Here is a 24,018-nt window from a genome sequence, read left to right on the forward strand (position 1 = left end):
AACTGCGGGACTTCCTTTCAAAGTCAATTTCTCAAGTTCTGCCGCCAATAAAGCCTGATCTTCAATGGATAACTTACCTATTTCAACTTTTATCTTTTCTAAATCCATGAATTAAAGATACGAATAATAGCAATTATAGACTAGAGCGTTTTTTAAATATAAATATTTGATTGACAAGGTGATGCCGTAAAAATTTTGTGGTAATTAAACCTTTTTTATTAGAATTAATGTCTAACTTTATATTAGAACAAATTTCTATCCCAAACTTCATATTTAAAAAATGATTAAGAATGATTCGGAATGAATCTGATAAGACGCGTAATTTTGATAAGGTAAAAGAGAATTATCTTAAAGAAGAGCTTTATGCACTTATCAAAAAAGATGATTATATTTTTGATTTTATACAGAAATCAAGTTTAGATGGGTTATGGTTTTGGGATTTAGATAATCCAGAGAACGAATGGATGAATTCCAAATTTTGGACTACTCTTGGGTATAACCCAGAAGAAATGCCACATAATGCCTCTGCATGGCAAGATATAATCAATCAAGAAGATCTAAAAGTGGTGTTTGGTAATTTTACCAGACATTGTAAAGACCCTTCTCACCCATATGATCAAATCGTAAGATATACACATAAATTAGGGCATACAGTTTGGATTCATTGTAGAGGGTTGGCAATACGGGATGAGAATGGTAAGCCAATTCGTATGTTGGGAGCTCATACAGATATCACCAAATTAAAAAAAGTAGAAATACGATTAAAAAGACAAGTAGACCGTTATCAGCATGTTATAGAGGCGACTAATTTGGGTACTTGGGAATGGAATGTAAAAACAGGAGAAACTATTTTTAATGAGAGATGGGCTAATATTGCAGGATATACACTGTTAGAGTTAGAGCCAGTCTCAATCAATACATTAATAAAAGCTTCTCATCCAGAAGATTTAGAGAAATCGAATCAACTTTTGCAAGAACATTTTTCTGGTAAAATACCTCTGTATGAATGTGAATCTCGTATGAAACATAAGAACGGTAAGTGGATTTGGGTTCTTAATAGAGGAAAAGTAGTGAGCTGGGATTCAGAAGGAAACCCTGAATGGATGATTGGATCGAATCAAGAAATAACCAAACGTAAAAAAGATTTAGAAAAAAATAAGCTATTCATACAACAAGCTCCAAGTGCCATTGCAATGTTTGATACAGAAATGAAGTATTTAGCAGTTTCGCAGAAATGGTATGAGGATTATAATATAAAAGATAGTGATGTGATAGGGAAATCACACTATGATATTTTTCCTGAAACTAGTAAAAAATGGATAGATAATTATGAAAAATGTCTGGAAGGGAAAGTCTTAAAAAGTGAAGAAGATCGTTTTGAAAGATCAGATGGTTCGATACAATGGCTTACATGGGAGCTGCGACCTTGGTATACCGATGAGAATACAATAGGGGGAGTTATAATGCATACTGCCGATATTACACGAGTCAAAGAAACAGAGATTAGACTACGTATTAGTGAGGAATTGTTTAGAAGAAATTTTGAAAATGCAGCTATAGGAATGGTAATGCTGGATAAAGGAGGACATTTTACAAAAGTAAATTATAAACTATGTGAAATTCTTGGATATTCTTATGAAGAATTAACACAACTAGCATTCAAAGATGTTATCCATCCTGATGATTTGACTAAAAGTGATAAAGAGTTTAGAAAGCTTTTCAAAGGAGAAAAGGTGTATAGTAATATGGAGGAAAGATGTTTCCATAAAGAAGGATTTATTATCCATATAAACTTATCGGTTTCTGTTGTCAAAGACGAGTATAATAAGCCATTATATTTTATTGCTCAGATAGCAGATATAAGCCATAAGATATTAGCTAGACAAAAACTTCAAAAAACTGTAGGAGAGCTAAAAAGTATTATTGATGATATAACCCAAGTAAGTATAATAGGTATAGATTGTGATGGGGTAATAACTACTTTTAATAAAGGAGCAGAGAATTTATTGGGATATGATAGAGATGAAGTTATGTTTAAGAAATCTTTGTTGTTATTCCATCAAAAAGAAGAAATAGAGCAAAGAGAAAAAGAATTGTCATTTCAATTAGGTAAAAAAATTAGAGGATTTGAGGTTTTTACGACAATGCCTAATAAAGAAGAATATGATACCAAAGAGTGGACTCACGTAAGAAAAGATGGTACTAGTTTTCCTGTGCAAGTGACTCTCTCTGCAATAAAAGATAATAATGAGATTACAGGGTATCTTGGAGTAGCTGCAGATATTAGTGAAATAAAAAAAGTAGAAAAAGATTTAAAATCTTGGTTGTCAGTAGCAGAAGATCAAAATAAAAGGCTTAGGAACTTTGCGCATATAGTGTCTCATAACTTAAAATCTCATTCAGGAAACTTTCAAATGTTATTGGATCTGTTTGTGCAGGAGAATCCAGAAGCAAAAGAAAATGAGATTATTAAATTGTTTAAGACAGCATCTGATAATCTTACCGAAACCATCGTGCATCTAAATGAAGTAGTTTTGATGAATACCTCTGTTGATGAAAACTTGGTAGGATTAAATTTACATGATGCTATTAATAAAGCATTAGACAGTGTTTCTGCCATTGCAAAAGAAACTAAAGTGGTTATAAATAATGTAACAACACCTAAGTTGAATATATTAGGAATTCCGGCCTATTTAGATAGTATTCTACTTAACTTTATTACCAACGGAATAAAATATAGTTCTCAAGAGAGAGATAGTTATGTTACTCTTAGTACAAATGTAAAAGGTGATTATGTAATTTTGAGTATAAAAGACAATGGACTAGGTATTGATCTAAAAAAACACCAAGCTAAACTATTTGGTATGTATAAGACCTTTCATAATAATAAAGAAGCTCGAGGGATAGGGTTGTTTATAACAAAAAATCAAGTCGAGGCAATGGGAGGTAAAATAGAAGTAGAAAGTAAAGTAAATAAAGGAACTACCTTTAAAATATATATGAAATATGAGAAAAATTGATATAGCTTGTATTATTGATGATGATCCAATTTTTGTATTTGGAGTAAAAAAAATAATGGAACTTGTTGATTTTTGCAATGGTTTTATGGTCTTTAGGAATGGAGAAGAAGCATTGAATAATTTAAAAGCAATTATCTCAGCAAACAAAAAGTTGCCAGATGTTATTTTGTTGGATTTAAATATGCCTGTACTTGATGGAATTCAATTTCTAGAAGAATTTATGAATGTTCCATGCGATAAGAAAATAATTATCTATGTAGTTTCTTCATCTATAGATCCCGAAGATATTCTAAGAGCTAAATCTTTTGAAAGCGTAAGTGATTATATCGTTAAGCCAATCTCTGTAGAGAAACTTAAAGAAATTTTACGTGATATAGAAAAAGCAAGCTAATTGACTGTTTCTTAAAAGAGAATAAAAATATATGGTGTCTGTTTTTTTTAGGCAGAAGGACTGGTAAGTTCTCTAAATAAGCTTTCTAGATTTTTATTCTTTCTAGAAAGCTGTAATATTTTTAAATCATGATCGTGAGCAAAATCAAAAACAACAGGACGCATATCTGTTTGGGTGTCAAAAACGATTTGATATACAAAACCCACAAGATTTTCAACACTATCAACATGAGGGAGTTTTTTTAAAAAAGCTTCTTCAACTCGATAATCAAATTCTACCTGAATAATTTGTTCTGTAGTATCTGCTATTTCATTAAGTAGTTTGTCTGCAACAATTTCTCCTTTATTGATAATAATAACACGATCACACATAGCCTCAACCTCCTGCATAATGTGAGTAGATAAAAATACTGTTTTTTGGGTGCCGATAGATTTTATTAGCTCTCTGATTTCTACCAACTGATTAGGGTCAAGACCTGTTGTAGGCTCATCCAAAATCAAAACCTGAGGGTCATGAAGTAGCGCGCAAGCAAGTCCAACTCGCTGGCGATATCCCTTAGATAATTGGCTAATTTTTTTATTAGCTTCAGGAGTTAATCCAGTCAATGAGATAACTTCTTCAATTCTAGATTTTGTGATTTTATATACATCAGCATTAAACAATAAATATTCTCGAACATACATTTCTTGATACAAAGGGTTGTGTTCTGGGAGATAGCCTATGCTTTTCCTTACATCGATAGATTGAGAGTGGATGTCAAAATCATTGACCAATGCACTACCTTCTGTTGGATCAAGAAAAGTAGTAAGGATTTTCATCATAGTAGATTTTCCAGCTCCATTAGGCCCCAAAAAACCAACAATCTCTCCTTTTTTTATTTCAAAAGAAATTGCATTAAGCGCTTTTTGGTTATTGTAAAACTTAGAAACGTTAGATACTGAAATTGACATAGTATGAAGTATATAAAATCTGTTATGAATCAAAAGTACACAATTCATTATATGTATAGTATGACAATTTTCAAAAAAAATAGGCATACCAAGTTTGATTCTATTATAATTTTTATGGTTATTTACTCATTCATATGATTACTTTACTCAATACAAGTTTTATAAATTCGATATATAACGCATATTTACTATATGAGAAAAGCAATAGTAATAGATATTCCAAAACCATGTCATGAGGACTGGGGTAAAATGACATCAGAAGAAAAGGGAAAACACTGTAAGGTATGTGCAAAAACTGTATATGATTTTACAGCTAAGACTGATGAGCAGATTATAAAAAAGTTTGAGGGAAATAATAATATTTGTGGACGTTTTAAGAATTCACAATTGGGTCGCGAATTGGCGTATAGTAGAAAAGAGAAAAATAATTATCGATCATATATCGCCTCAGGAATATTTTCTTTTTTGGTTTTAGGTACAAATGAAACAAACGCGCAAGAAGAGCCAATAAAACAAGCTCAGATAGATGTAGTTTCAGATTATCCAACTCATGTAAAAGGAAAGGTAGCAACATCTATTCTAAATGAACGTACTGTTTCTGGGACTATAGTGGATGAACAAGGATTTCCCCTTCCTGGAGTACTTATTAGTATAAAAGGAAAAGGTATAGTAGTACAATCAGATTTTGATGGCGTTTTTGCCTTAAAAGCAACAAAGAACGATGTATTACAAATAAGCTATATAGGGTATAAGATATTAGAAATACAAGTCTCAGATAAATCAGAATATGATATAACTCTTGTAGAAGATCATGAAGAGTTAATGGGGGATATTGTTATACATCCTGTTTCTGGAATTGATCAGCCATACCCTTATACTCCTGAGGAACTAGAAGAAAAGAGAAAAAGAGAATTTAGAAGAGAAAATAATAAGAAATTTTATATAAGAAAATATAAAGAGCAACAAGAAGCTAAAAGAGTAAGAAGAATACAGATTAGAAATGGAGAGATAGAACGAACAAGATTAGGTCAAATCATGTATGATATAACCCATGTTTTTCAGAAAAAATAACCTTTTTTTAACTGTTTAGGTTGAGATAGAGTATTTTACTCAATCAAATATAAAACTCAGAGGTGTGTTTAATTTCCTTAATAACAAAAGTGCTATTCAATACCCCGATGTTTTCTATTTTAGAAAGTTTAGTTTTTACAAAATCATGATAATCTTCAAGGCTTTTGGTGTGAATTTTTAATACAAAATCTACTTGGCCAGCCATATGATAACATTCCTGTACTTCTCGTAGGTTTTGAATTTGTTCTTCAAATTTTTCTATAAAAGCCTCATTGTGATATCGCATAGAAACCTGGCAAATAGTAGTGATCGAGCGATCAATCAATTTTTTATCCAAAATAGCAACATATTTTTTGATAAACCCTTGTTTCTCTAGTCTGCGAATACGTTCGTAAACAGGAGAAGGTGTGAGGTTAAGAATTGTAGCGATTTCTTTTGCAGTTTTCTTAGAGTCCTGTTGTAGAAGTCTAAGAATGGTTATGTCTGTATGATCCAATTGCTCCATAAGGCTTCAAAAAAATTACTTTAAAATTAAGATTTTGATATTGTATTAAGTAAATATAGCTGAAATAATGATGGTGGGTAGTAATTATTGCTTAATTATTTTGTGATTATGGCTGTAAAAGTTATGTTTTGTATTTTGCGTAGCAAATAACACTTTTGTGTTGAAATGTTAATGAGAGGACAGAATATATGAAAACGATTGTTTTAGTAATAGGAGCAAATGGTCAATTAGGATCTGTGTTAACACAGTCTTTAAGAGAGAAATTTGGAGAATCTAATGTAATAGCTTCTGATTTAAGGCCAAAGGATAATTATAAAGGCATTTTTGAAACGATAGATGCTACAGATATAAATAGAATAAAAGAAGTGGTAGTTCAATACCAAGTAACTCAGATTTATCATCTGGCAGCAATTCTTTCTGCAAAAGGAGAAGAAACCCCTTTGAGAACTTGGGATATTAATATGAAAACATTGTTTAATGTTCTTGAAATTTCAAGGTTACACAATATTGATAAAGTGTTTTTTCCAAGTTCAATAGCCGTTTTTGGAGAAGGAGCACCACTTAATGACACTCCAAATAATGCATACTTAGATCCAGCCACGGTATATGGTATCAGTAAAGCGGCAGGAGAAAATTGGGCTCAATATTACTTTATGAGATATGGTCTTGATGTTAGGTCTATCCGTTATCCAGGAGTGATTGGATATCAGTCATTACCAGGAGGTGGTACCACAGATTATGCAGTAGATATATATCACAAAGCAGTTCTGGAAGAAAAATTTAGTTGTTTCTTAAAAGAAGATGCTACCTTGCCAATGATTTTTATGGAAGATGCGATACGAGCAACTATAGAATTGATGGATGCGCCCAAAGAAGATATAAAAGTTAGAACTTCATATAATATTGGGGGAATTAGTTTCTCTCCTGCAGAAGTAGTGCAAGAAATTCGTAAATTATATCCAGATTTTCAAATTGCATATGAGCCTGATTTTAGGCAAGAAATTGCTGATCGATGGCCAAACTCAATTGATGATACATCGGCAATGAATGACTGGGGTTGGAAACCAGAATTTGATCTTACATCTATTACTGCTACTATGATTCAAAAATTAAAAGAAAAATATGCGGCAGGATCAAAAAATTTAGAGACTGCGAAGTCGTAATAAGATGAATGTATCTGTATAAATAATAACGTAACAACAAAGAAAAAAATAAGTAATATGTTCTCAAATATAAAAGACGATTTACAAAAAGAATTAGATCAGATTGTGTCCGAAGGATTGTATAAATCTGAAAGAATAATTACAACTCCACAAGGGGCATGTATTAATACTACAAATGCAACAGGTGTATTAAATTTTTGCGCAAACAATTATTTAGGATTGTCATCACACCCAGAAGTGATTGAAGCAGGTAAGAAAGCGATAGATTCTCATGGGTATGGGTTATCTTCGGTGCGATTTATATGTGGGACTCAAGATATTCATAAAGAATTAGAGCAGAAAACAGCTGATTTTCTAGAGATGGAAGATTGTATTCTGTATGCCGCTGCGTTTGATGCAAATGGAGGTGTGTTTGAACCTATTCTTGGAGCAGAAGATGCTATTATTTCAGATGCGTTGAATCATGCATCTATTATTGACGGTGTAAGATTGTGTAAAGCAAAGCGCTTTAGATATGAGCATAATAATATGGTAGATCTAGAAAAGCAATTAAAATCTGCACAAGGATCAAGACGTGTTCTTATTGTAACAGACGGTTCATTTTCTATGGATGGAACAATAGCTCAATTAGATAAAATCTGTGATTTGGCTGATCAGTATGGAGCTATGGTAATGATCGATGAATGTCATTCTACGGGATTCTTAGGAAAAACGGGTAGAGGAACACATGAATATCGTAATGTGATGGGGCGTGTAGATATTATTACAGGAACTTACGGTAAAGCTTTAGGGGGTGCTTCTGGAGGGTTTACAGCGGCAAGAAAAGAAATTGTAGAGATGTTGAGACAGCGCTCAAGACCTTATTTGTTTTCTAATACAGTTGCCCCTTCAATTGTAGGGGCATCTATCAAAGTATTAGATTTGTTAAGCTCATCTACAGCACTTAGAGATAAGTTAGAAGAAAACACAAAATATTTCAGATCAGAAATGACTACTGCTGGATTTGATATTATTGCAGGAGATCACCCTATAGTACCTGTAATGTTGTATGATGCCAAACTTGCTCAGAATTTTGCGGCCAAATTGCTAGAAGAAGGGATTTATGTAATAGGTTTCTTTTATCCAGTAGTACCACAAGGAAAAGCAAGAATTAGAGTGCAATTATCAGCTGCGCATGATCGAGAACATTTAGAAAAAGCAGTAAAAGCATTCGTTAAAGTAGGTAAAGAACTTGATGTATTATAAATTGTCACAATGCTGCTTATAAAAACCATTGAGATTTTTACGTTTTTAAAGTAAAAAATAAAGAGGTGGATTTTTTTGATGCCAAATTTCTATTAAAATAAAGTCTTTTTTTTATAAATACCTGATATGCTGGTAATCACAAACGTTTGTTAGTAGGTTTAAAAATAGAAGATTCATAGAATATCTAGATATTTACCTAAAATAGTTCATGGATATAGGCGAAAATTTTAAAATTTGATGATAATGTTGGTTAATGTGTGAAAAAAAACAAAAAATATTTTGAGTAGTAATAGTTTTAGCTACTTTAGCATCAGAATAATTGAAACAATAATGAGCAATTTATTTACTTGGAACCGATTTTATTTTTTCTTCTTTTACTTTAAAAGTAAGAACGGGATCGCTATGTAAATAAATGAGCAGAAATTTATAAAACTAGAATCCCGATGAAAATCGGGATTTTTTTTTGAAATAAAGTTAATAGATGAAAAAGAAAGTGGCTATACAAGGAGTAAAAGGTTCGTACCATCACGGAGTTGCTCAAGCATATTTTGGAGAAGATGTAGATATCAATGAGTGTATGTCTTTTCAAGAATTAGTGCATAGCTTAGAGAATCATAAGAGTACAGATGGAGTCATGGCAATAGAAAATTCGATCGCAGGATCTATTATACCTAATTATGCATATATAGATGAACATGATTTAAAGATTAGAGGAGAGTATTTTCTGCCGATTCATCATTGTTTAATGGCACTTAAAGGACAAAAAATTTCAGAAATAAAAGAAGTGTATTCTCATCCTATGGCTTTATTGCAATGCAAAGAATTTTTTAGAGGGCAACCACATATCAAGTTGGTAGAGGATGCAGATACAGCAGATGTAGCAAGGAGGATTAGTGAAGAACAATTAAGAGGAGTCGCTGCAGTAGCAGGAGAAATAGCAGCAACTATTTATCAATTAGATATTTTAGCAAGAGAAATTCAGACAATAAAATCAAATAGCACACGATTCTTTATTCTTAGTACAGAAGATGTAAAAGAAAAAGATAAAAAGGCTAATAAGGCATCTTTAAAATTTCTTACCGATCACAAAAAAGGAAGTCTAGCTACTGTGCTTAATGTAATGAGTGACTGTGGATTAAATTTAACCAAGATTCAGTCACTACCAGTTATAAGTATGCCTTGGAAATATTCTTTTTTTGTAGATGTAACCTTTGAAAATTATAAAGATTATGAAAAGGCAATGTCTATTTTAAGAATAATGGCATTAGAATTAAAGGTATTGGGAGAATATAAAAATCAAAACGGATGAAGATTCAAACCGCAAAAAGATTAGAAACAGTAGAAGAATACTATTTTTCTAAAAAACTACGAGAAGTAAGAGAACTTATTGCTTCTGGAAAACCAATTATTAATATGGCAATTGGTAGTCCTGATTTAGATCCTCCAAAAGAAGTTGTACAAGCAATGCAAGAAGCAGTTCTTGTTGATGGCGCACACAAATACCAAAGTTATCAAGGGTTGCCAGAATTAAGAGAAGCTATTGCAGATTTCTATAGTTCAAAATATAAAGTTTCTCTAGACCCAAAGAATGAGATTTTACCCCTGATGGGTTCAAAAGAAGGGATTATGCATATTTCTTTGGCGTATCTTAATGTGGGAGATGAGGTTTTGGTTCCTAATCCAGGATATCCTACCTATACAGCGGTAGCTAATTTGATAGGAGCAAAATCTGTTTCTTATGATTTAATTGAAAATAATGGGTGGAAACCTGATTTTCATAGCCTTTCAAATAAAGATTTAAGTGAGGTTAAAATTATGTGGGTTAATTATACAAATATGCCAACAGGAGCTTCTGGTGATGTAGAAATGTATAAAGAGATGATTGATTTTGCAAAAAAACATAGCATTCTACTGGTGATGGATAATCCGTATAGCTTTATATTAAATGATACTCCATTAAGCATTCTGTCTGTAGAAGGAGCAAAAGATGTGGTTTTAGAATTAAACTCGTTAAGCAAAACTTTTAATATGGCAGGATGGCGAGTAGGTATGGTGAGCGGAAGCTCAGATAAAATAGAAGCCATTCTAAAAGTGAAAAGTAATATGGATAGTGGAATGTTTCAAGGGATACAAAAAGGAGCTATTGCAGCATTGCAAATTTCTGATGATTGGTATCAAAAAATGAATACTATTTATAGAGAAAGAAGAAGTTTGTTGTGGGAATTGATAGATTTATTAGGATGTACCTATGATAAAACAGCAAAAGGAATGTTTGTATGGGCAAAACTACCTAATGAAGTAAACGGGATGGAGTTTATTGATAACATACTGTATGATAATGATGTGTTTATAGCTCCAGGGGATATTTTTGGAAGTAATGGAAAAGGGTATGTGCGTTTTTCTTTATGTGTGACCAAAGAGGATATAAGAAAAGCTATAAACAGATTTAAAAATCAAGAAATGGTATTTGTAGAAAATAATATCAATCAAAATTATAAGTTGTAAGTAAAATGAATGTATTTGTAATAGGAATAGGACTTATAGGTGGTTCTTTTGCCATAGATATTAAAGCAGCTTTTAATGAAGCAAAAGTTTATGGTATAGATAATAATACAAAGCACCTGGATGATGCATTATCTTTAGGGTTTATAGATTATAAGTCAAAGATAGATGATCTAGCAAATGCAGATGTTGTTGTAATAGCTATTCCTGTAGATGCAACAGTAGAAATATTACCATCTATTCTTGATAAGGTACCCGATAATTGTTTGGTTTTTGATGCTGGTTCAACCAAGAAAAAATTGTGCAATACTATTAGTGATCATAAGAAAAGAAGAAATTATTTAGCAGTACATCCAATCGCGGGTACTGAGTTTTCAGGACCGCAAGCCGCTATAGCAAATTTATATAGAGGGAAAACCAATATTATATGTGAGGTAGAGAAAACGGCATTCAAGTTACAAGAGAGAGGGATGGAGATTTTTTCAAGATTAGGAATGCGAATTAGATATATGGATCCAGGATCACACGATAAGCATATAGCATACGTTTCTCATTTATCACATATAAGTTCTTTTATGTTGGGTAAAACTGTAATTGAAAAAGAAAAAAACGAAAGAGATATTTTTGATATGGCAGGTAGTGGTTTTGCATCCACCGTGCGTTTGGCAAAAAGCTCTCCTGCCATGTGGGCTCCAATTTTCAAGCACAACAAAGAAAATGTAATAGAAACACTAGAAGAGTATATAATAAATTTAACACAATTTAAAGAATTGATAGAAAAGGATGATTTTTCTGCAATTTATAAAGAAATGGAAAATACAAACCATATAAAAACAATTCTGAAAGGCATCGTTTAACAGAACAATAACTTGAACTTTTATAAGAACTAAATATAGATAATATCGAATAAAATGGAGAATAAGAAAGAACTTAGAAACTGGCTTGATGATTACAATTTAGAGCATCCTTTAGTAATAGGAGGTCCTTGTAGTGCAGAGACTGAGGATCAGGTGGTCAAAATAGCACATCAGTTAAAAGAGTCTGATGCTACCGTATTGCGAGCAGGGATCTGGAAACCAAGAACAAGACCTGGTAATTTTGAGGGAGTTGGAGCTTTAGGGTTAAAATGGCTACAAAGAGCCAAAGAAGAAACTGGAATGAAAATCGCTACAGAAGTAGCAAACCCACATCACGTAGAATTAGCCTTGAAGCATGGAGTTGATGTGTTGTGGATTGGAGCTAGAAGTACAGTATCTCCATTTATTGTTCAAGATATAGCAGATGCCTGTAAAGGAATTGATAATCCTGTATTAATAAAAAATCCGATTAACCCCGATTTATCACTTTGGTTAGGAGCTGTCGAGCGTTTTTACACAGCAAATGTTAAGAATTTGGGAGTGATTCATAGAGGGTTTTCTACCTACGAAAAAACAAAGTATCGTAATATCCCAGAATGGCAGATTCCTATTGATTTGCAAAATCGTTTTCCTGATTTACCATTGATATTAGATCCATCTCATATTGCAGGAAGAAGAGATTTGATTTTTGATCTATCTCAGACAGCATTGGATCTTAATTTTGATGGATTGATTGTAGAAACACATTATGATCCAGATAAAGCATGGAGTGATGCTAAGCAGCAGATTACACCAGAAACGTTGATTCAATATATGAAGGATTTAAAAATCCGTAAAGAAGTTGGAGTAGACGAAGCATATCAAGCAGCGCTTAAGGAACTGAGAGCCAAAATTGATATTGCAGATAATCAATTGCTAGAAACTTTGTCAAAAAGAATGAAAATTTCTGATGATATAGGAAAAGTGAAAGCAAAACAAAATGTAGCGATTTTGCAATCAAAACGTTGGAATGAAATACTAGGAAGAATGATTCTGGAAGGTGAAGAAAATGGATTAAGTGAAGAATTTATACTTCGTATTTATAAAGCAATTCACCAAGAATCGATTAACCATCAAAAAAAAGTAGCAAGAGGATAACTTTTTAAAAAGTCACTTGTTATTTTTTGCAGGTGACTTTTTTATATGATTTTATAAAAAAAACAGATTGTTTTATATAGGGGTTTAATTAGGTTTTTATTTTTTTTAAATTAAGAAAAAAAATAGGTGCTTCAAAAATATTAATATTCGCATCTTTGTATTTATGACAGGTACCGTTTATAAATCTACAGGAAGTTGGTATACCGTAAAAGTAAAAGACGGTAAGGCATATGAATGTCGTATAAAAGGAAAATTTAGAATCCAAGGGATAAAAAGCACAAACCCTGTTGCGGTAGGTGATCTTGTAGATTTTAAATTAGAATCAAATAATGATCAAGAAACGGGGGTAATAGAGCATATCCATGAAAGGCAAAACTATATCATAAGAAAATCCGTTAATTTATCTAAGCAAACACATATCATTGCTTCTAATATCGATGTTGTTTTTTTATTAGTGACATTAAACAACCCTACGACATATACCACATTTATAGATCGATTTTTGGTTACTGCAGAAGCGTATGGTATTAAAGCGATTCTACTCTTTAATAAAATAGACACCTATACAGATGATGAATTGTTGGAGATAAAATATTTGGCAGCATTGTATAGAAAAATTGGATATGAATGTATCGGAATTTCTGCTAAGACAGGTAAAAATGTAGATAAGGTAAAAGCAGTGATGAAGGATAAAGTAAGTATGTTTTCTGGTCATAGTGGAGTAGGAAAATCTACTTTGATAAATACGATTGCATCAGGATTAGCTTTGAAAACCGCAGAAATAAGTGATCAACATCAGCAGGGGCAACATACTACTACGTTTGCAGAAATGTTTGATTTGAATTTTGATGCTCAAATTATTGACACACCAGGAATAAAAGGGTTTGGAGTTGTTGATATGGATAAAGAAGAATTAGGAGATTATTTTCCTGAGTTTTTTGAATTGAAATCAGAATGTAAGTTTAATAACTGTCTGCATATCAATGAACCAAAATGCGCGATAAAAAAAGCTTTGGATAACGAAGAGGTTGCTTGGTCACGATATAAAAGCTATCTACAAATCCTAGAAGGAGAAGAAGAACATTATAGAAAAAATAACTATGATGAGGAGTGATTATACGCTGTATAGATGTTCTTCTATGCATACTATATAAAAAATAAACAAAAAAAAATGATCAGTTCCAAAAAACGGAACTCTTGGGTTGTATACTTGTGCGATATTAAATTAATAAACTCAAAATGAATAAAAACGTATTTGTTGTAATCGCAATTATAATTTTAAGTGTCAATGGCTATTCGCAGATTTCTTACGAAGAAGGATATTATGTTGATAATTCGAGTCAAAAAATAAATTGCTTGATTAAGAATATTGATTGGAAAAATAATCCAACAAAATTCGAGTATAAGATGTCAACTAGTGATAAAGATTAAGGTATTAGTATAGAGAGCGTTAAGGAGTTTGGTATTGGTGAAGAGTCTAAATATATAAGGAGTAATGTTAATATAGATCGATCGAATATAAATATTAATCAATTAAGTAGTGTGAAAAACCCAATATTTGAAGAAGAGGAAGTTTTTCTGAAAGTATTGGTAGAAGGTAAAGCGAAATTGTATTCATATGAGAGTAAAAGTCTGAAAAGATATTTTTATAGTATAGATACTTCAAAGGTTGAGCAGTTGGTTTTTAAAAAGTATTGGGTGTCTAGTGGTAAAATAGGAACCAATAACAAATTTAAACAACAGCTATGGAATAGTGTAAAGTGTGAAAATGATAAGATTAAAGAATTTGAAAGTATTGGTTATAAGAAGAGTGATTTAGTAAAGAGGTTTTTAAAGTATAATGAATGTAATATTGGAGAGGCTGTTGTTTTTGAGAAACAAAAAAAGGATTTTTTTAATTTGACCTTAAGGTCTGGGATTAATAATTCTTCTTTATCAATTAGTAATAGTCTTGATGATAGGTTGAGTTCTGATTTTGGGAGTAAGTTAGGATTTAGACTAGGAGTAGAAGCTGAATTTATTATGCCATTTAATAAAAATAAGTGGGCTATTATAGTTGAACCAACTTATCAATATTTTAAATCAGAAAAAGAAAATACAGAGCGTGTTTTTAAGGTTGATTATAAGACAATTGAACTTCCTTTTGGAATTAGACATTATCTTTTCTTAAATGATGATTCCAAAGTGTTTGTTAATGGTTCGTATGTTTTAGGCTTTAGCTATGATTCTACAATAAGTGATAATTTAGGGAGTGAAATAGACATTACATCAGGGAATAATGTAGCTTTTGGTGTTGGATATAAATATGATAATAAATATAGTGTTGAATTTAAGTATCAGACAAACAGAACTATTTTGAGAAACTATTTGTTCTGGGATTCTAAATATAATGGATTGTCAGTAATATTAGGATATACGATTTTTTAAAATAAATAGAACAGATGTTTAAATCATAAATAAATAGTATTAAATGAGAGCTGTAATTCAGAGAGTATCAGAAGCTTCGGTTACTGTAGAAGGTGAAGTGATTTCAACTATAAATCAAGGATTGCTCATTCTGGTTGGGATAGAAGAAGAAGATTCTCAAGAAGATATCAATTGGTTATCAGGAAAGATATCCAGACTTAGAATATTTGCTGATGAGGATGGGGTAATGAATAAAAGTTTGATCGATAGTGATGGAGATGCCATAGTTGTTAGTCAATTTACATTACAGGCCAGTACCAAAAAAGGAAATAGACCTAGTTATATCAAAGCAGCAAAACCCGAGATAGCTATTTCGTTATATGAGAATTTTGTCAAACAATTAGAGTTTGATTTAGAAAAAAAAGTTGAAACAGGTGTATTTGGTGCAGATATGAAAGTAGCATTGCTCAATGATGGTCCAGTTACGATTATTATTGATACAAAAAATAAAGAGTGATTATAAAATAATCTTGTTTATGAAAATAAAAATACAATTAGTTTTAGTAATTACACTATTATCTAGTGTGGTCACAACTAATGCTCAAAAGAATAATATATTTCAATCCGTAGTTCTTGATTCTACACTTACAGATCAAGCCAATGCTGTAGTGCGTTCAGAAGAAGTTACTATTGATATTAAATCAATTAATACGGTAATTGTAAAAACAAGAAGAGTAGTCACTGTTCTTAATAAATACGGAAATAAACATGCAGATTTTTATGAAGGGTACAGCCCAACGTTAAAAATAAAAAAACTAGAAGCTGTAGTTTATGATACGTATGGAAAAGAAATAAAAAAATATAAAAAACATGATTTCAAAGACAGGAGTGTATATGATAATAATTCTTTAGCAAGAGATGATAGGATAAAATATTTTGAATATACCCCAGTTAGTTATCCCTATACACTGTTGTTTGAAAGTGAGGTAGAAAGCTCTTCGACTGCGTTTATAAGGTCTTGGCTTCCCATTTCAAATTTTAAATTGAGTGTTGAAAAGTCGAAATATAAAATTTTAAATTCAGAAAATATTCCTATTAGATTCAAAGAAACAAGCTTTGAAGGATATCAGATAAGCAAAAATAAGACACCTCAGGAAATTGAATATGTTATTTCAGATGTTTCAGCCAAGCAAGCTGAAGTGTTAGGGCCAGATTATTATGATATAGTTCCTATGGTTAAAATAGCATTAAATGAGTTTTCACTAGAAGGAGTAGAAGGAGCAGCTATAGATTGGAAATCTATGGGTAAATGGCAATATGATAAACTAATATCAGGTAGAGGTAAATTACCTCCAAAAACTATTGCAGAAATAAATAAGTTGGTTTCTGGTGTAAAGACAAAGAAAGAAAAAGCTAAATTAATTTATGAATATGTGCAGAAGAAAACAAGATATATAAGTGTGCAATTGGGTATAGGGGGGTGGAAGCCGTTTTTAGCAAGTGATGTTGATAGGTTAGGGTATGGTGATTGTAAAGCTTTGACTAACTATACTATGGCACTATTAGATAGTCAAGATATAACATCATATTATACTGTTGTATATGCAAAAGAGAGAAGAGATATTGATTCTGAATTTGCATCAATGCAAGGGAATCATGCGATACTTAATATTCCGAATCAAGAAGAAGACCTCTGGCTGGAGTGTACTAGCCAGACAAATCCGTTTAATTTTATAGGTAGTTTTACGGATGATAGAGAGGTGTTGGTTATTACACCTGAAGGAGGAGAAATTAAAAGAACTAAAAAATATGAGCCTGAAGAAAATACATTATATACAACTGCAAAAGTTGATCTAAAGGTGGATAGATCTATGTCTACAACAATCAAAAGAATATCGCAAGGTCTTGAGTATGATTGGAATTATGGAGTTCAGTTTGAAACACCAAAAGATCAAGAATTATATTATAAAAAGTATTGGGGTTATATCAATGGATTAGAAATAAGAAATATAGAGTTGACTGATGATAAAGATATAGTTGAATTTACAGAAGAAATAGACCTATTGTGCAATACATGCATAAAAAAAGTAGGAAGTCGTTTGTTGCTCTCACCAAATTTCTTTAGCAAGGATCAAAGTAACTTGCCAAAGTATGAAGTTAGAAAAACATCTTTAGTGATATCAAGAGGATACACAAATATAGATGAATATATTATCAATTTACCCAAAGGGTATCAAGTAGGGAACTTGGTAGAAAAAACAATCATTGAAACTGAATTTGGAAAATATAGTTATGAACTTCAAAAAATTAATGATAAACAAATTAAGTTTAAACGGTTTTTGAAAATCATTGATGGCACTTTTTCAAAGGAGAAATATGAAGAATATAGAAAGTTTAGAACTGAAATTAAAAAAATAGACAAATCAAAAATAGTACTTAAACAAGTATAAAATATAAGAGCAACAATAATAATGAAAACAATAAAAATATTAATAGTTAGTGTGTTTTTTGTTTTTTCAACAATTAGTTACGCACAAGAATATAAATTTGGAAAAGTTTCTAAAGAAGAGTTGTTGGAAACCATTTATACAGAGGATAGTTCTGCAAATGCTGTTGTTTTGTATGAGAATAAACGTGTAAGTTTTGAGTATAATAGTGTAGATGGTTTTGAGGTAATTACAGAGGTATTTAAGAGAGTAAAACTATATAATAAAGAAGGGTATGAAAATGCCACCGAAAAAATATACTTATACAAAAATAGGAGTGGTAAGGAAAAGGTAACAGGTGTAAAAGGGATTACACACAGTATAGTAAATGGAAAGTTAGTAACTACCAAACTAAAAAAAGAAGGTGTTTTTGAAGAAGAGTTTTCAGAATATAAAAATGTAACAAAATTTACAATGCCTTCTTTGCAAGAAGGTTCTGTGGTAGAATATAAATATAGAATTACCTCTCCCTTTTATTTTTATATAGATAGAGTGTATTTGCAGTATGATATTCCAATCAAAAAAATATCAGTAAAGGTAGAAGCTCCAGAATATTTTAATTTTAAAAAGCGAACAGTTGGATATCTGCCAATAAAAATAAAAGAATCTAAACGTAATAGTAAAATTAATTTTGTAAACAAGCAAAGAGAAGGCGGGTATAATTTAAGAACTGGTCCAGCTAAAACCTCATATTCAAATAGTACTTTAGACTATGTTATCAATGTTAATTCTGTAGATAATACTCATGTTCCTGCTTTTAAAAAAGAACCTTATGCAGGGAATTTTAGCAACTATATTTCTTCTATAGTGTATGAATTAGAGTATACAAAATTTCCGAATGGAGCAATAAAAAATTATTCTACCACATGGGGAGATGTAACAAAAGAAATATATCAAAGTACTAAGTTTGGAGATGAATTAAAGAGAGAAGGGTATTTTAAAGAAGATTTAGATAAATTGATAAAAGGAGTAGTGAATCCTGTAGAAAGGGCAGCTTTGGTGTATGGGTTTGTGAAGAAAAAAATGGCTTGGAATGGAAAAGCCAATGTGTATACAGATAAAGGTGTCAAAAAAGCATATAAAGATGGAACAGGTAATGCCGCAGAAATAAATATAATGCTTACTGCAATGCTTAACTACGCAAAATTAGAGGCAAATCCAGTGTTAGTAAGTACAAGTGATAGACTTATCTCTTTGTTTCCTACATTAGATGGATTTAATTATGTAATTACTAGGGTAAAGTTTCCAGATGGTAAAATTTTGTATTTAGATGGAACTGATCCATATGGTTTTCCAAATGTATTGCCAAATAGAGTGATACAAGGCATGGCAAGAGTAATTGCAAAAAATGGAACCTCCCAATCTCTTAACCTGAGACCTAAAAAGAATTCTATAAATCAATATAGTATAAATTATGAGATTGATGATAAAGGAAGTGTAAATGGTAAGTTGAATATGCGTCACACACATTATTTAGCACATGAGTTTAGAACAAATCATGGAGGTAAAGATATCGAGACCAATAAAAAGCGGATTCAAGATAAATATGATATATCAGAAGTAGAGAATTATCACCTGAAAGGGACTGATAAATTAGGAAAAGGAGTTAGTGAGAGTTTTGAGTTTTCTTTAGATGACCAAGTTGAAATGATAGAAGGAGAGATGTTTTTTGCTCCAATGTTGTTTCTTAAAAGTAAGATAAATGTATTTAAATCAGAAGATCGAAAATATCCTGTAGATTTTGCTTTTGGATATTCTAATAGCTATATTTTGAATATTAAAATTCCAGAAGGTTATGAAGTGGTAGAGTCCCTTAAATCTGAGAGAATAAAAATGCCAGAAGGTTTAGGCGAATTTTATTTTATGTCATCCGTAACAAATAATACAATACAGATAAAAGTAACAGAAAAAATAAATAGAGCTTTAATTTCTGTTGAGTATTATCCTACTCTTAAAGAATTTTATAGTAAGCTTGTAGAAAAAGAAAATGAACACCTAGTTCTGAAAAAAATATAATTATGAATATTCAAGATGCACAACGTGCTGTAGATGATTGGATCAAAAATCATGGGGTACGATATTTTAATGAATTAACAAATATGGCGCAGCTTACAGAAGAAGTAGGTGAGGTGGCTAGGATTATTGCTCGACGTTATGGAGAGCAAAGTGAAAAAGAAAGTGATAAAAATAAGGACCTAGGAGAAGAACTGGCAGATGTAATGTTTGTAGTACTGTGTTTAGCAAATCAGACAGGAATTAATCTTCAGGAAGCTTTTGATAAAAAGCTAGATATCAAAACAAAAAGAGATCATGATCGTCATCATAATAATGAAAAATTAAAATAATGTTTACAGCAATACTCTCATCCAAAAAATATTGGCAATCCGTATGTTTTATAGGGATTGGGTTTATGATTATCTTTAGTGTTATAGAATATTTTATGCAATATAGCACGCTAGGTTTAGATGTTTTTGTAAACGAAAGGATTAATAATGGAATGTGGGTGAGATATCTATTATCTAGAATTGTTGGGGGATTGGCCTATGGGATGGTAATGGGGTATTATTTTGAATTAAGAAAACGTAAATCAAATCGATAATATGAATTTGCAGTTAAAATATATTTCTAATATAAAGGATAGTACATTACAGATTACGGGATCAAAAAGTGAAAGCAATAGATTGTTGATTTTGCAAGCATTGTTTGAAGACGTAGATATAGAAAATATATCCAATAGTGATGATTCAGAAGTGATGCAAAAAGCATTACAAAGTAATGAAAAACTGGTAGATATTCATCATGCGGGAACAGCTATGCGTTTTCTTACAGCATATTTTGCTGTAAAACAGGGCAGGGAAACAATGTTGACAGGAAGCCAAAGAATGAAAGAAAGACCAATAAAAATATTGGTTCAGGCACTCCAACAATTAGGATGTGATATAAAGTATGAAAACAAGTTAGGATATCCACCTATTAGAATCCAAGGAAAGCGTCCTCAAGTAAATACAGTTTCTTTAAAAGCAAATGTAAGTAGTCAGTATATTTCTGCATTGATGTTGATTGCAGCTTCTTTACCAGAAGGATTAAAGATCTTACTAGAAGGAAAAGTTACCTCTATCCCTTATATTAATATGACTTTAAGCTTATTGAGAGATATAGGAATATCTGGTGTTTTTGAGAATAATACAATTGTAATCGAGCCGTATAAAAAAGTATCACCAACAACTGTAGTGGTAGAATCAGACTGGAGTTCTGCATCGTATTACTATAGTATTGTAGCGTTGTCAAAAAATGGTTCAGTAACTATAGGGAGTTATAAAAAAGAAAGCTACCAAGGAGATGCAAAATTAGCAGAGATATACCGTAGCCTAGGTGTTCAGACAACTTTTGTAGAAGATAGAATTACTTTAACAAAAGTATCAGATACAGCGCTAGGATTTCAAGAAGAATTAGATCTTTCTAATTCTCCAGATATAGCTCAAACAATTGCAGTTACCTGTTTTGGATTAGGAATAGGATGTTACCTTACAGGTTTGCATACTTTAAAAATAAAAGAAACAGATAGATTAGAAGCGCTAAAAACAGAAATCGAGAAGCTAGGAGGTAAGGTTCATGTGACAGAAGATTCACTTCGGTTAGAGCCTTCAAAATCAATAAGCAAAGATGTTGCTATAGCAACATATAATGATCATAGAATGGCGATGGCATTTGCCCCTTTGGCACTTAGAACACAGTTTTATATAGAAGAAGCAGAAGTAGTCTCAAAATCGTATCCAGATTTTTGGTCAGACTTAGGTAAAATAGGCTTTGAGATAATTGAAGTTTAAAAAGAAAGAAAAAGCAGAATTGTAAATAAAAGCCTGAGTATTATAGGCTAATTTTTATCTAATAATTGAAAACAATACACTTATCTTTATAAATATATACTAAATTACTTGACAACCCATGTTGCAAGATTGTATATTTGCATCTTCAAAAAAAAATACGAATGAAGTTATCACATTTCAATTTTGATCTTCCACAAGATTTATTAGCTGAATATCCAGCGGAAAACAGAGATGAATCTCGATTGATGGTTCTTGATAGAAAGAATCAGACCATAGAGCATAAACAGTTTAAAGATCTTATCGATTATTTTGAGCCAAATGATGTAATGGTGGTGAATAACACCAAGGTTTTTCCTGCTAGACTATATGGTAACAAAGAGAAAACAGGTGCTAGAATTGAAGTGTTTTTATTACGTGAATTAAATTCTGAAACACGTCTTTGGGATGTGCTTGTTGATCCTGCTAGAAAAATACGTATAGGAAATAAACTGTACTTTGGTGATGATGAAAGTTTAGTCGCTGAGGTGATTGATAATACAACATCAAGAGGACGTACCTTACGTTTTTTATATGATGGTTCTTATGATGAATTCAGACAAAAACTGAATGATCTAGGAGAAACACCTTTGCCAAAGTATATAAAAAGAGATACAGAGCCAGAAGATGAAGAGAGGTACCAAACTATATATGCAAAGAATGAAGGTGCTGTAGCGGCTCCAACAGCTGGGCTTCATTTTTCTAAACATCTAATGAAAAGATTAGAAATTAAAGGAGTGGATTTTGCAGAAATTACTTTACATGTTGGTTTAGGAACATTTAACCCAGTAGAAGTAGAAGATCTGTCTAAACACAAAATGGATAGTGAAGAAGCATATGTAACTGCTCATGCTGCTGATGTTATAAATAATGGGATTTCTAGTAAAAGAAAAATATGTGCTGTAGGAACAACTGTTATGAGAGCTTTAGAAAGTTCTGTTTCTTCAGATAGAACATTAAATGAATTTAGAGGGTGGACAAACAAGTTTATATTCCCTCCATATGATTTTAGTATTGCAAACTGTATGATTACTAATTTTCATACACCTAAGTCTACTTTGTTAATGATGGTTTCAGCATTTGCAGGACATGATTTTATAAAAGAAGCTTATGAAGAAGCAGTGAAAGAGAAATATAAGTTTTACTCATATGGAGATGCAATGTTAATTATTTAATAATAAACGAAATATATTGTGAAAACCCTGTTGAATTTTGTGTTCAACAGGGTTTCATACTGTATATTTCTGAAAATTAGCACGTTGAGTTGTTTTTTTAGTAGAAAAATGATAGTTTTGTGTCCTCAAAAAAAATATGGTAAAACCGTAAAATGTAATTGCCGAAAAACGATTAATATTGATTTTTATCGAAAAAAAGGCCTAGATAAAGCTTGTAAAAGCCACTTTTATAGATAAGTATTGTTTTTTTGTGTGTTCCAAATAAATTAAAAAAGAACTAAACCTAAATTAAAGAATGAAAAAATTAATGTACTACATAGTGTTTTTTTATGCTATATTTTCTTATGCCCAAACCCAAGTAGGAGATATCCGTTTTAATGATGTTGATGTTTTTGAAGGATCAGAGTTAATGCTCAATGGTGCAGGAGCAAGAGAAAAATTGTATGCAATGGCATTATATTTAGATTTTGAAGTAGAAGGAGTAGAAGATGGTATTATGGTAGCAGATAAAGATGCAACGATGGCTATTACTATTAAAATTACTTCCTCTTCTATTTCAGATAGTGATTTTAAAGATTTGATAAGAAATGGATTAGAAAGAGCAACAGATGGAAATAGTTACCTTTTTGAAAATCAGATACGAGACTTTTTACATCTTATTCCTGATGAGATAAATAGATTTGATATTTTTAAAATCCTTTATGCTAAAGGTGGTAAACTAACATTGTATAGAAATAAAAAAGCACTAGGAACTATAAATAGTAAAGAGTTTAAAAAAGCTTTATTCAAAATATGGTTAGGAGAAAATCCTGTAGACGAAAATTTAAAAGAGGATTTGCTAGCGTCATTTGAGCCAAATCCTATTTTAGGAAAATGGAAAACATATGATAAAAAAACAGGAGTAGCTCTTAGTATAGTTCAATTGTATGTTATAAAAAAGCAAGTATATGGTTCTGTCCAGAGAATGATGCGTATTTCAGAAAGAGATGCTATTTGTTATGAGTGCCAAGGAGCAGATAAAAACCAAAATGTAGAAGGGTTAGTTATCATGAAAGGATTGAAACTAAAAGGAGATAGATACGTAAATGGTAAATATACAGATATAAAGACAGGTGAAGTTTCAGAATGCCAAATATGGATAGATGCAGAAGATAAAGATGTACTCAATATGAAGTACAAAGGAGGAGGAAGTCATGTGTGGAAAAGAGTAAAAAAATAAAGAGATCATAATCAAATAATTAAAACCT

The 24,018-nt window shown here is 31.4% G+C and carries 21 protein-coding genes; 19 read left to right on the forward strand and 2 right to left on the reverse strand.

Annotated elements, in window-relative coordinates; translation table 11 throughout:
• Positions 1–290: 290 nt before the first annotated feature.
• Both CVD18_RS06665 and CVD18_RS06670 read left to right on the forward strand, forming a co-directional pair.
• Complete coding sequence (locus tag CVD18_RS06665) at positions 291–3,020, forward strand: PAS domain S-box protein (RefSeq protein WP_103864669.1); 2,730 nt, start codon at positions 291–293, stop codon at positions 3,018–3,020.
• Entirely contained in the window at positions 3,007–3,411 is a 405-nt protein-coding gene (locus CVD18_RS06670; protein WP_103864670.1) for a response regulator, read from the forward strand. Before CVD18_RS06665 ends, CVD18_RS06670 begins: the two co-directional genes overlap by 14 nt.
• A 47-nt stretch (positions 3,412–3,458) precedes the next feature.
• Here CVD18_RS06670 and gldA read toward each other — a convergent pair whose 3' ends face one another.
• Positions 3,459–4,361: a gliding motility-associated ABC transporter ATP-binding subunit GldA gene (gene gldA / locus CVD18_RS06675; protein WP_103864671.1), complete on the reverse strand. Its 903-nt coding sequence runs from the start codon at positions 4,359–4,361 to the stop codon at positions 3,459–3,461.
• 192 nt (positions 4,362–4,553) lie between these two features.
• Between gldA and CVD18_RS06680 the strand changes: the two genes are divergently transcribed.
• Positions 4,554–5,432, forward strand: coding sequence for a carboxypeptidase-like regulatory domain-containing protein (locus tag CVD18_RS06680; RefSeq protein ID WP_103864672.1), 879 nt, complete (start codon positions 4,554–4,556; stop codon positions 5,430–5,432).
• A gap of 43 nt (positions 5,433–5,475) precedes the next feature.
• Here the strand turns inward: CVD18_RS06680 and CVD18_RS06685 are convergent, their stop codons facing one another.
• Positions 5,476–5,937 (reverse strand): Lrp/AsnC family transcriptional regulator, encoded by a 462-nt coding sequence (locus CVD18_RS06685; RefSeq protein ID WP_103864673.1) that lies wholly within the window; start codon positions 5,935–5,937, stop codon positions 5,476–5,478.
• Positions 5,938–6,125: 188 nt separating this feature from the next.
• Here CVD18_RS06685 and CVD18_RS06690 point away from each other — a divergent pair, with 188 nt between their 5' ends.
• The 16 genes from CVD18_RS06690 (at position 6,126) to CVD18_RS06765 (ending at position 23,990) form a co-directional block, all read left to right on the forward strand.
• Entirely contained in the window at positions 6,126–7,100 is a 975-nt protein-coding gene (locus tag CVD18_RS06690; protein ID WP_103864674.1) for an NAD-dependent epimerase/dehydratase family protein, read from the forward strand.
• A gap of 57 nt (positions 7,101–7,157) precedes the next feature.
• Positions 7,158–8,345 carry a glycine C-acetyltransferase gene (kbl, locus tag CVD18_RS06695; protein WP_103864675.1) on the forward strand — a complete coding sequence of 396 codons (1,188 nt, stop codon included), beginning with the start codon at positions 7,158–7,160 and terminating at the stop codon, positions 8,343–8,345.
• A gap of 481 nt (positions 8,346–8,826) precedes the next feature.
• Positions 8,827–9,654, forward strand: coding sequence for a prephenate dehydratase (locus CVD18_RS06700; protein ID WP_103864676.1), 828 nt, complete (start codon positions 8,827–8,829; stop codon positions 9,652–9,654).
• The gene (locus CVD18_RS06705) at positions 9,651–10,850 is read left to right on the forward strand and encodes a pyridoxal phosphate-dependent aminotransferase (protein WP_103864677.1); all 1,200 of its coding nucleotides are present in this window, start codon (positions 9,651–9,653) and stop codon (positions 10,848–10,850) included. The genes CVD18_RS06700 and CVD18_RS06705 overlap by 4 nt, the downstream gene beginning before the upstream one ends.
• Before the next feature lie 5 nt (positions 10,851–10,855).
• Positions 10,856–11,704 (forward strand): prephenate dehydrogenase, encoded by an 849-nt coding sequence (locus tag CVD18_RS06710; protein WP_103864678.1) that lies wholly within the window; start codon positions 10,856–10,858, stop codon positions 11,702–11,704.
• A gap of 54 nt (positions 11,705–11,758) precedes the next feature.
• Positions 11,759–12,841, forward strand: a complete 1,083-nt coding sequence (locus tag CVD18_RS06715; protein WP_103864679.1) for a bifunctional 3-deoxy-7-phosphoheptulonate synthase/chorismate mutase type II — start codon at positions 11,759–11,761, stop codon at positions 12,839–12,841.
• A gap of 163 nt (positions 12,842–13,004) precedes the next feature.
• The gene (rsgA, locus tag CVD18_RS06720; protein WP_103864680.1) at positions 13,005–13,955 is read left to right on the forward strand and encodes a ribosome small subunit-dependent GTPase A; all 951 of its coding nucleotides are present in this window, start codon (positions 13,005–13,007) and stop codon (positions 13,953–13,955) included.
• A gap of 428 nt (positions 13,956–14,383) precedes the next feature.
• Positions 14,384–15,268, forward strand: a complete 885-nt coding sequence (locus tag CVD18_RS06725) for an outer membrane beta-barrel protein (RefSeq protein ID WP_199185050.1) — start codon at positions 14,384–14,386, stop codon at positions 15,266–15,268.
• Between the two features lie 43 nt (positions 15,269–15,311).
• The gene (gene dtd, locus CVD18_RS06730) at positions 15,312–15,764 is read left to right on the forward strand and encodes a D-aminoacyl-tRNA deacylase (RefSeq protein WP_103864681.1); all 453 of its coding nucleotides are present in this window, start codon (positions 15,312–15,314) and stop codon (positions 15,762–15,764) included.
• A gap of 19 nt (positions 15,765–15,783) precedes the next feature.
• A complete protein-coding gene (locus tag CVD18_RS06735) occupies positions 15,784–17,697 on the forward strand; it encodes a DUF3857 domain-containing protein (RefSeq protein WP_158250404.1) in 1,914 nt (637 codons plus the stop codon).
• Between the two features lie 21 nt (positions 17,698–17,718).
• Positions 17,719–19,749, forward strand: a complete 2,031-nt coding sequence (locus CVD18_RS06740) for a transglutaminase (RefSeq protein WP_103864683.1) — start codon at positions 17,719–17,721, stop codon at positions 19,747–19,749.
• Between the two features lie 2 nt (positions 19,750–19,751).
• The gene (locus tag CVD18_RS06745; protein ID WP_103864684.1) at positions 19,752–20,078 is read left to right on the forward strand and encodes a nucleotide pyrophosphohydrolase; all 327 of its coding nucleotides are present in this window, start codon (positions 19,752–19,754) and stop codon (positions 20,076–20,078) included.
• Positions 20,078–20,332, forward strand: coding sequence for a hypothetical protein (locus CVD18_RS06750; protein WP_103864685.1), 255 nt, complete (start codon positions 20,078–20,080; stop codon positions 20,330–20,332). Before CVD18_RS06745 ends, CVD18_RS06750 begins: the two co-directional genes overlap by 1 nt.
• A 1-nt stretch (position 20,333) precedes the next feature.
• Positions 20,334–21,560 carry a 3-phosphoshikimate 1-carboxyvinyltransferase gene (locus CVD18_RS06755; RefSeq protein WP_103864686.1) on the forward strand — a complete coding sequence of 409 codons (1,227 nt, stop codon included), beginning with the start codon at positions 20,334–20,336 and terminating at the stop codon, positions 21,558–21,560.
• A 161-nt stretch (positions 21,561–21,721) separates the two neighbouring features.
• Entirely contained in the window at positions 21,722–22,771 is a 1,050-nt protein-coding gene (gene queA / locus CVD18_RS06760; protein ID WP_103864687.1) for a tRNA preQ1(34) S-adenosylmethionine ribosyltransferase-isomerase QueA, read from the forward strand.
• A 295-nt stretch (positions 22,772–23,066) separates the two neighbouring features.
• On the forward strand, positions 23,067–23,990 hold the full coding sequence (locus tag CVD18_RS06765; RefSeq protein WP_103864688.1) for a chalcone isomerase family protein: 924 nt from the start codon (positions 23,067–23,069) through the stop codon (positions 23,988–23,990).
• The last annotated feature ends 28 nt before the right edge of the window (positions 23,991–24,018 follow it).

This window comes from Aquimarina sp. I32.4, from assembly GCF_002924285.1.
Classification (GTDB): Bacteria; Bacteroidota; Bacteroidia; order Flavobacteriales; family Flavobacteriaceae; genus Aquimarina.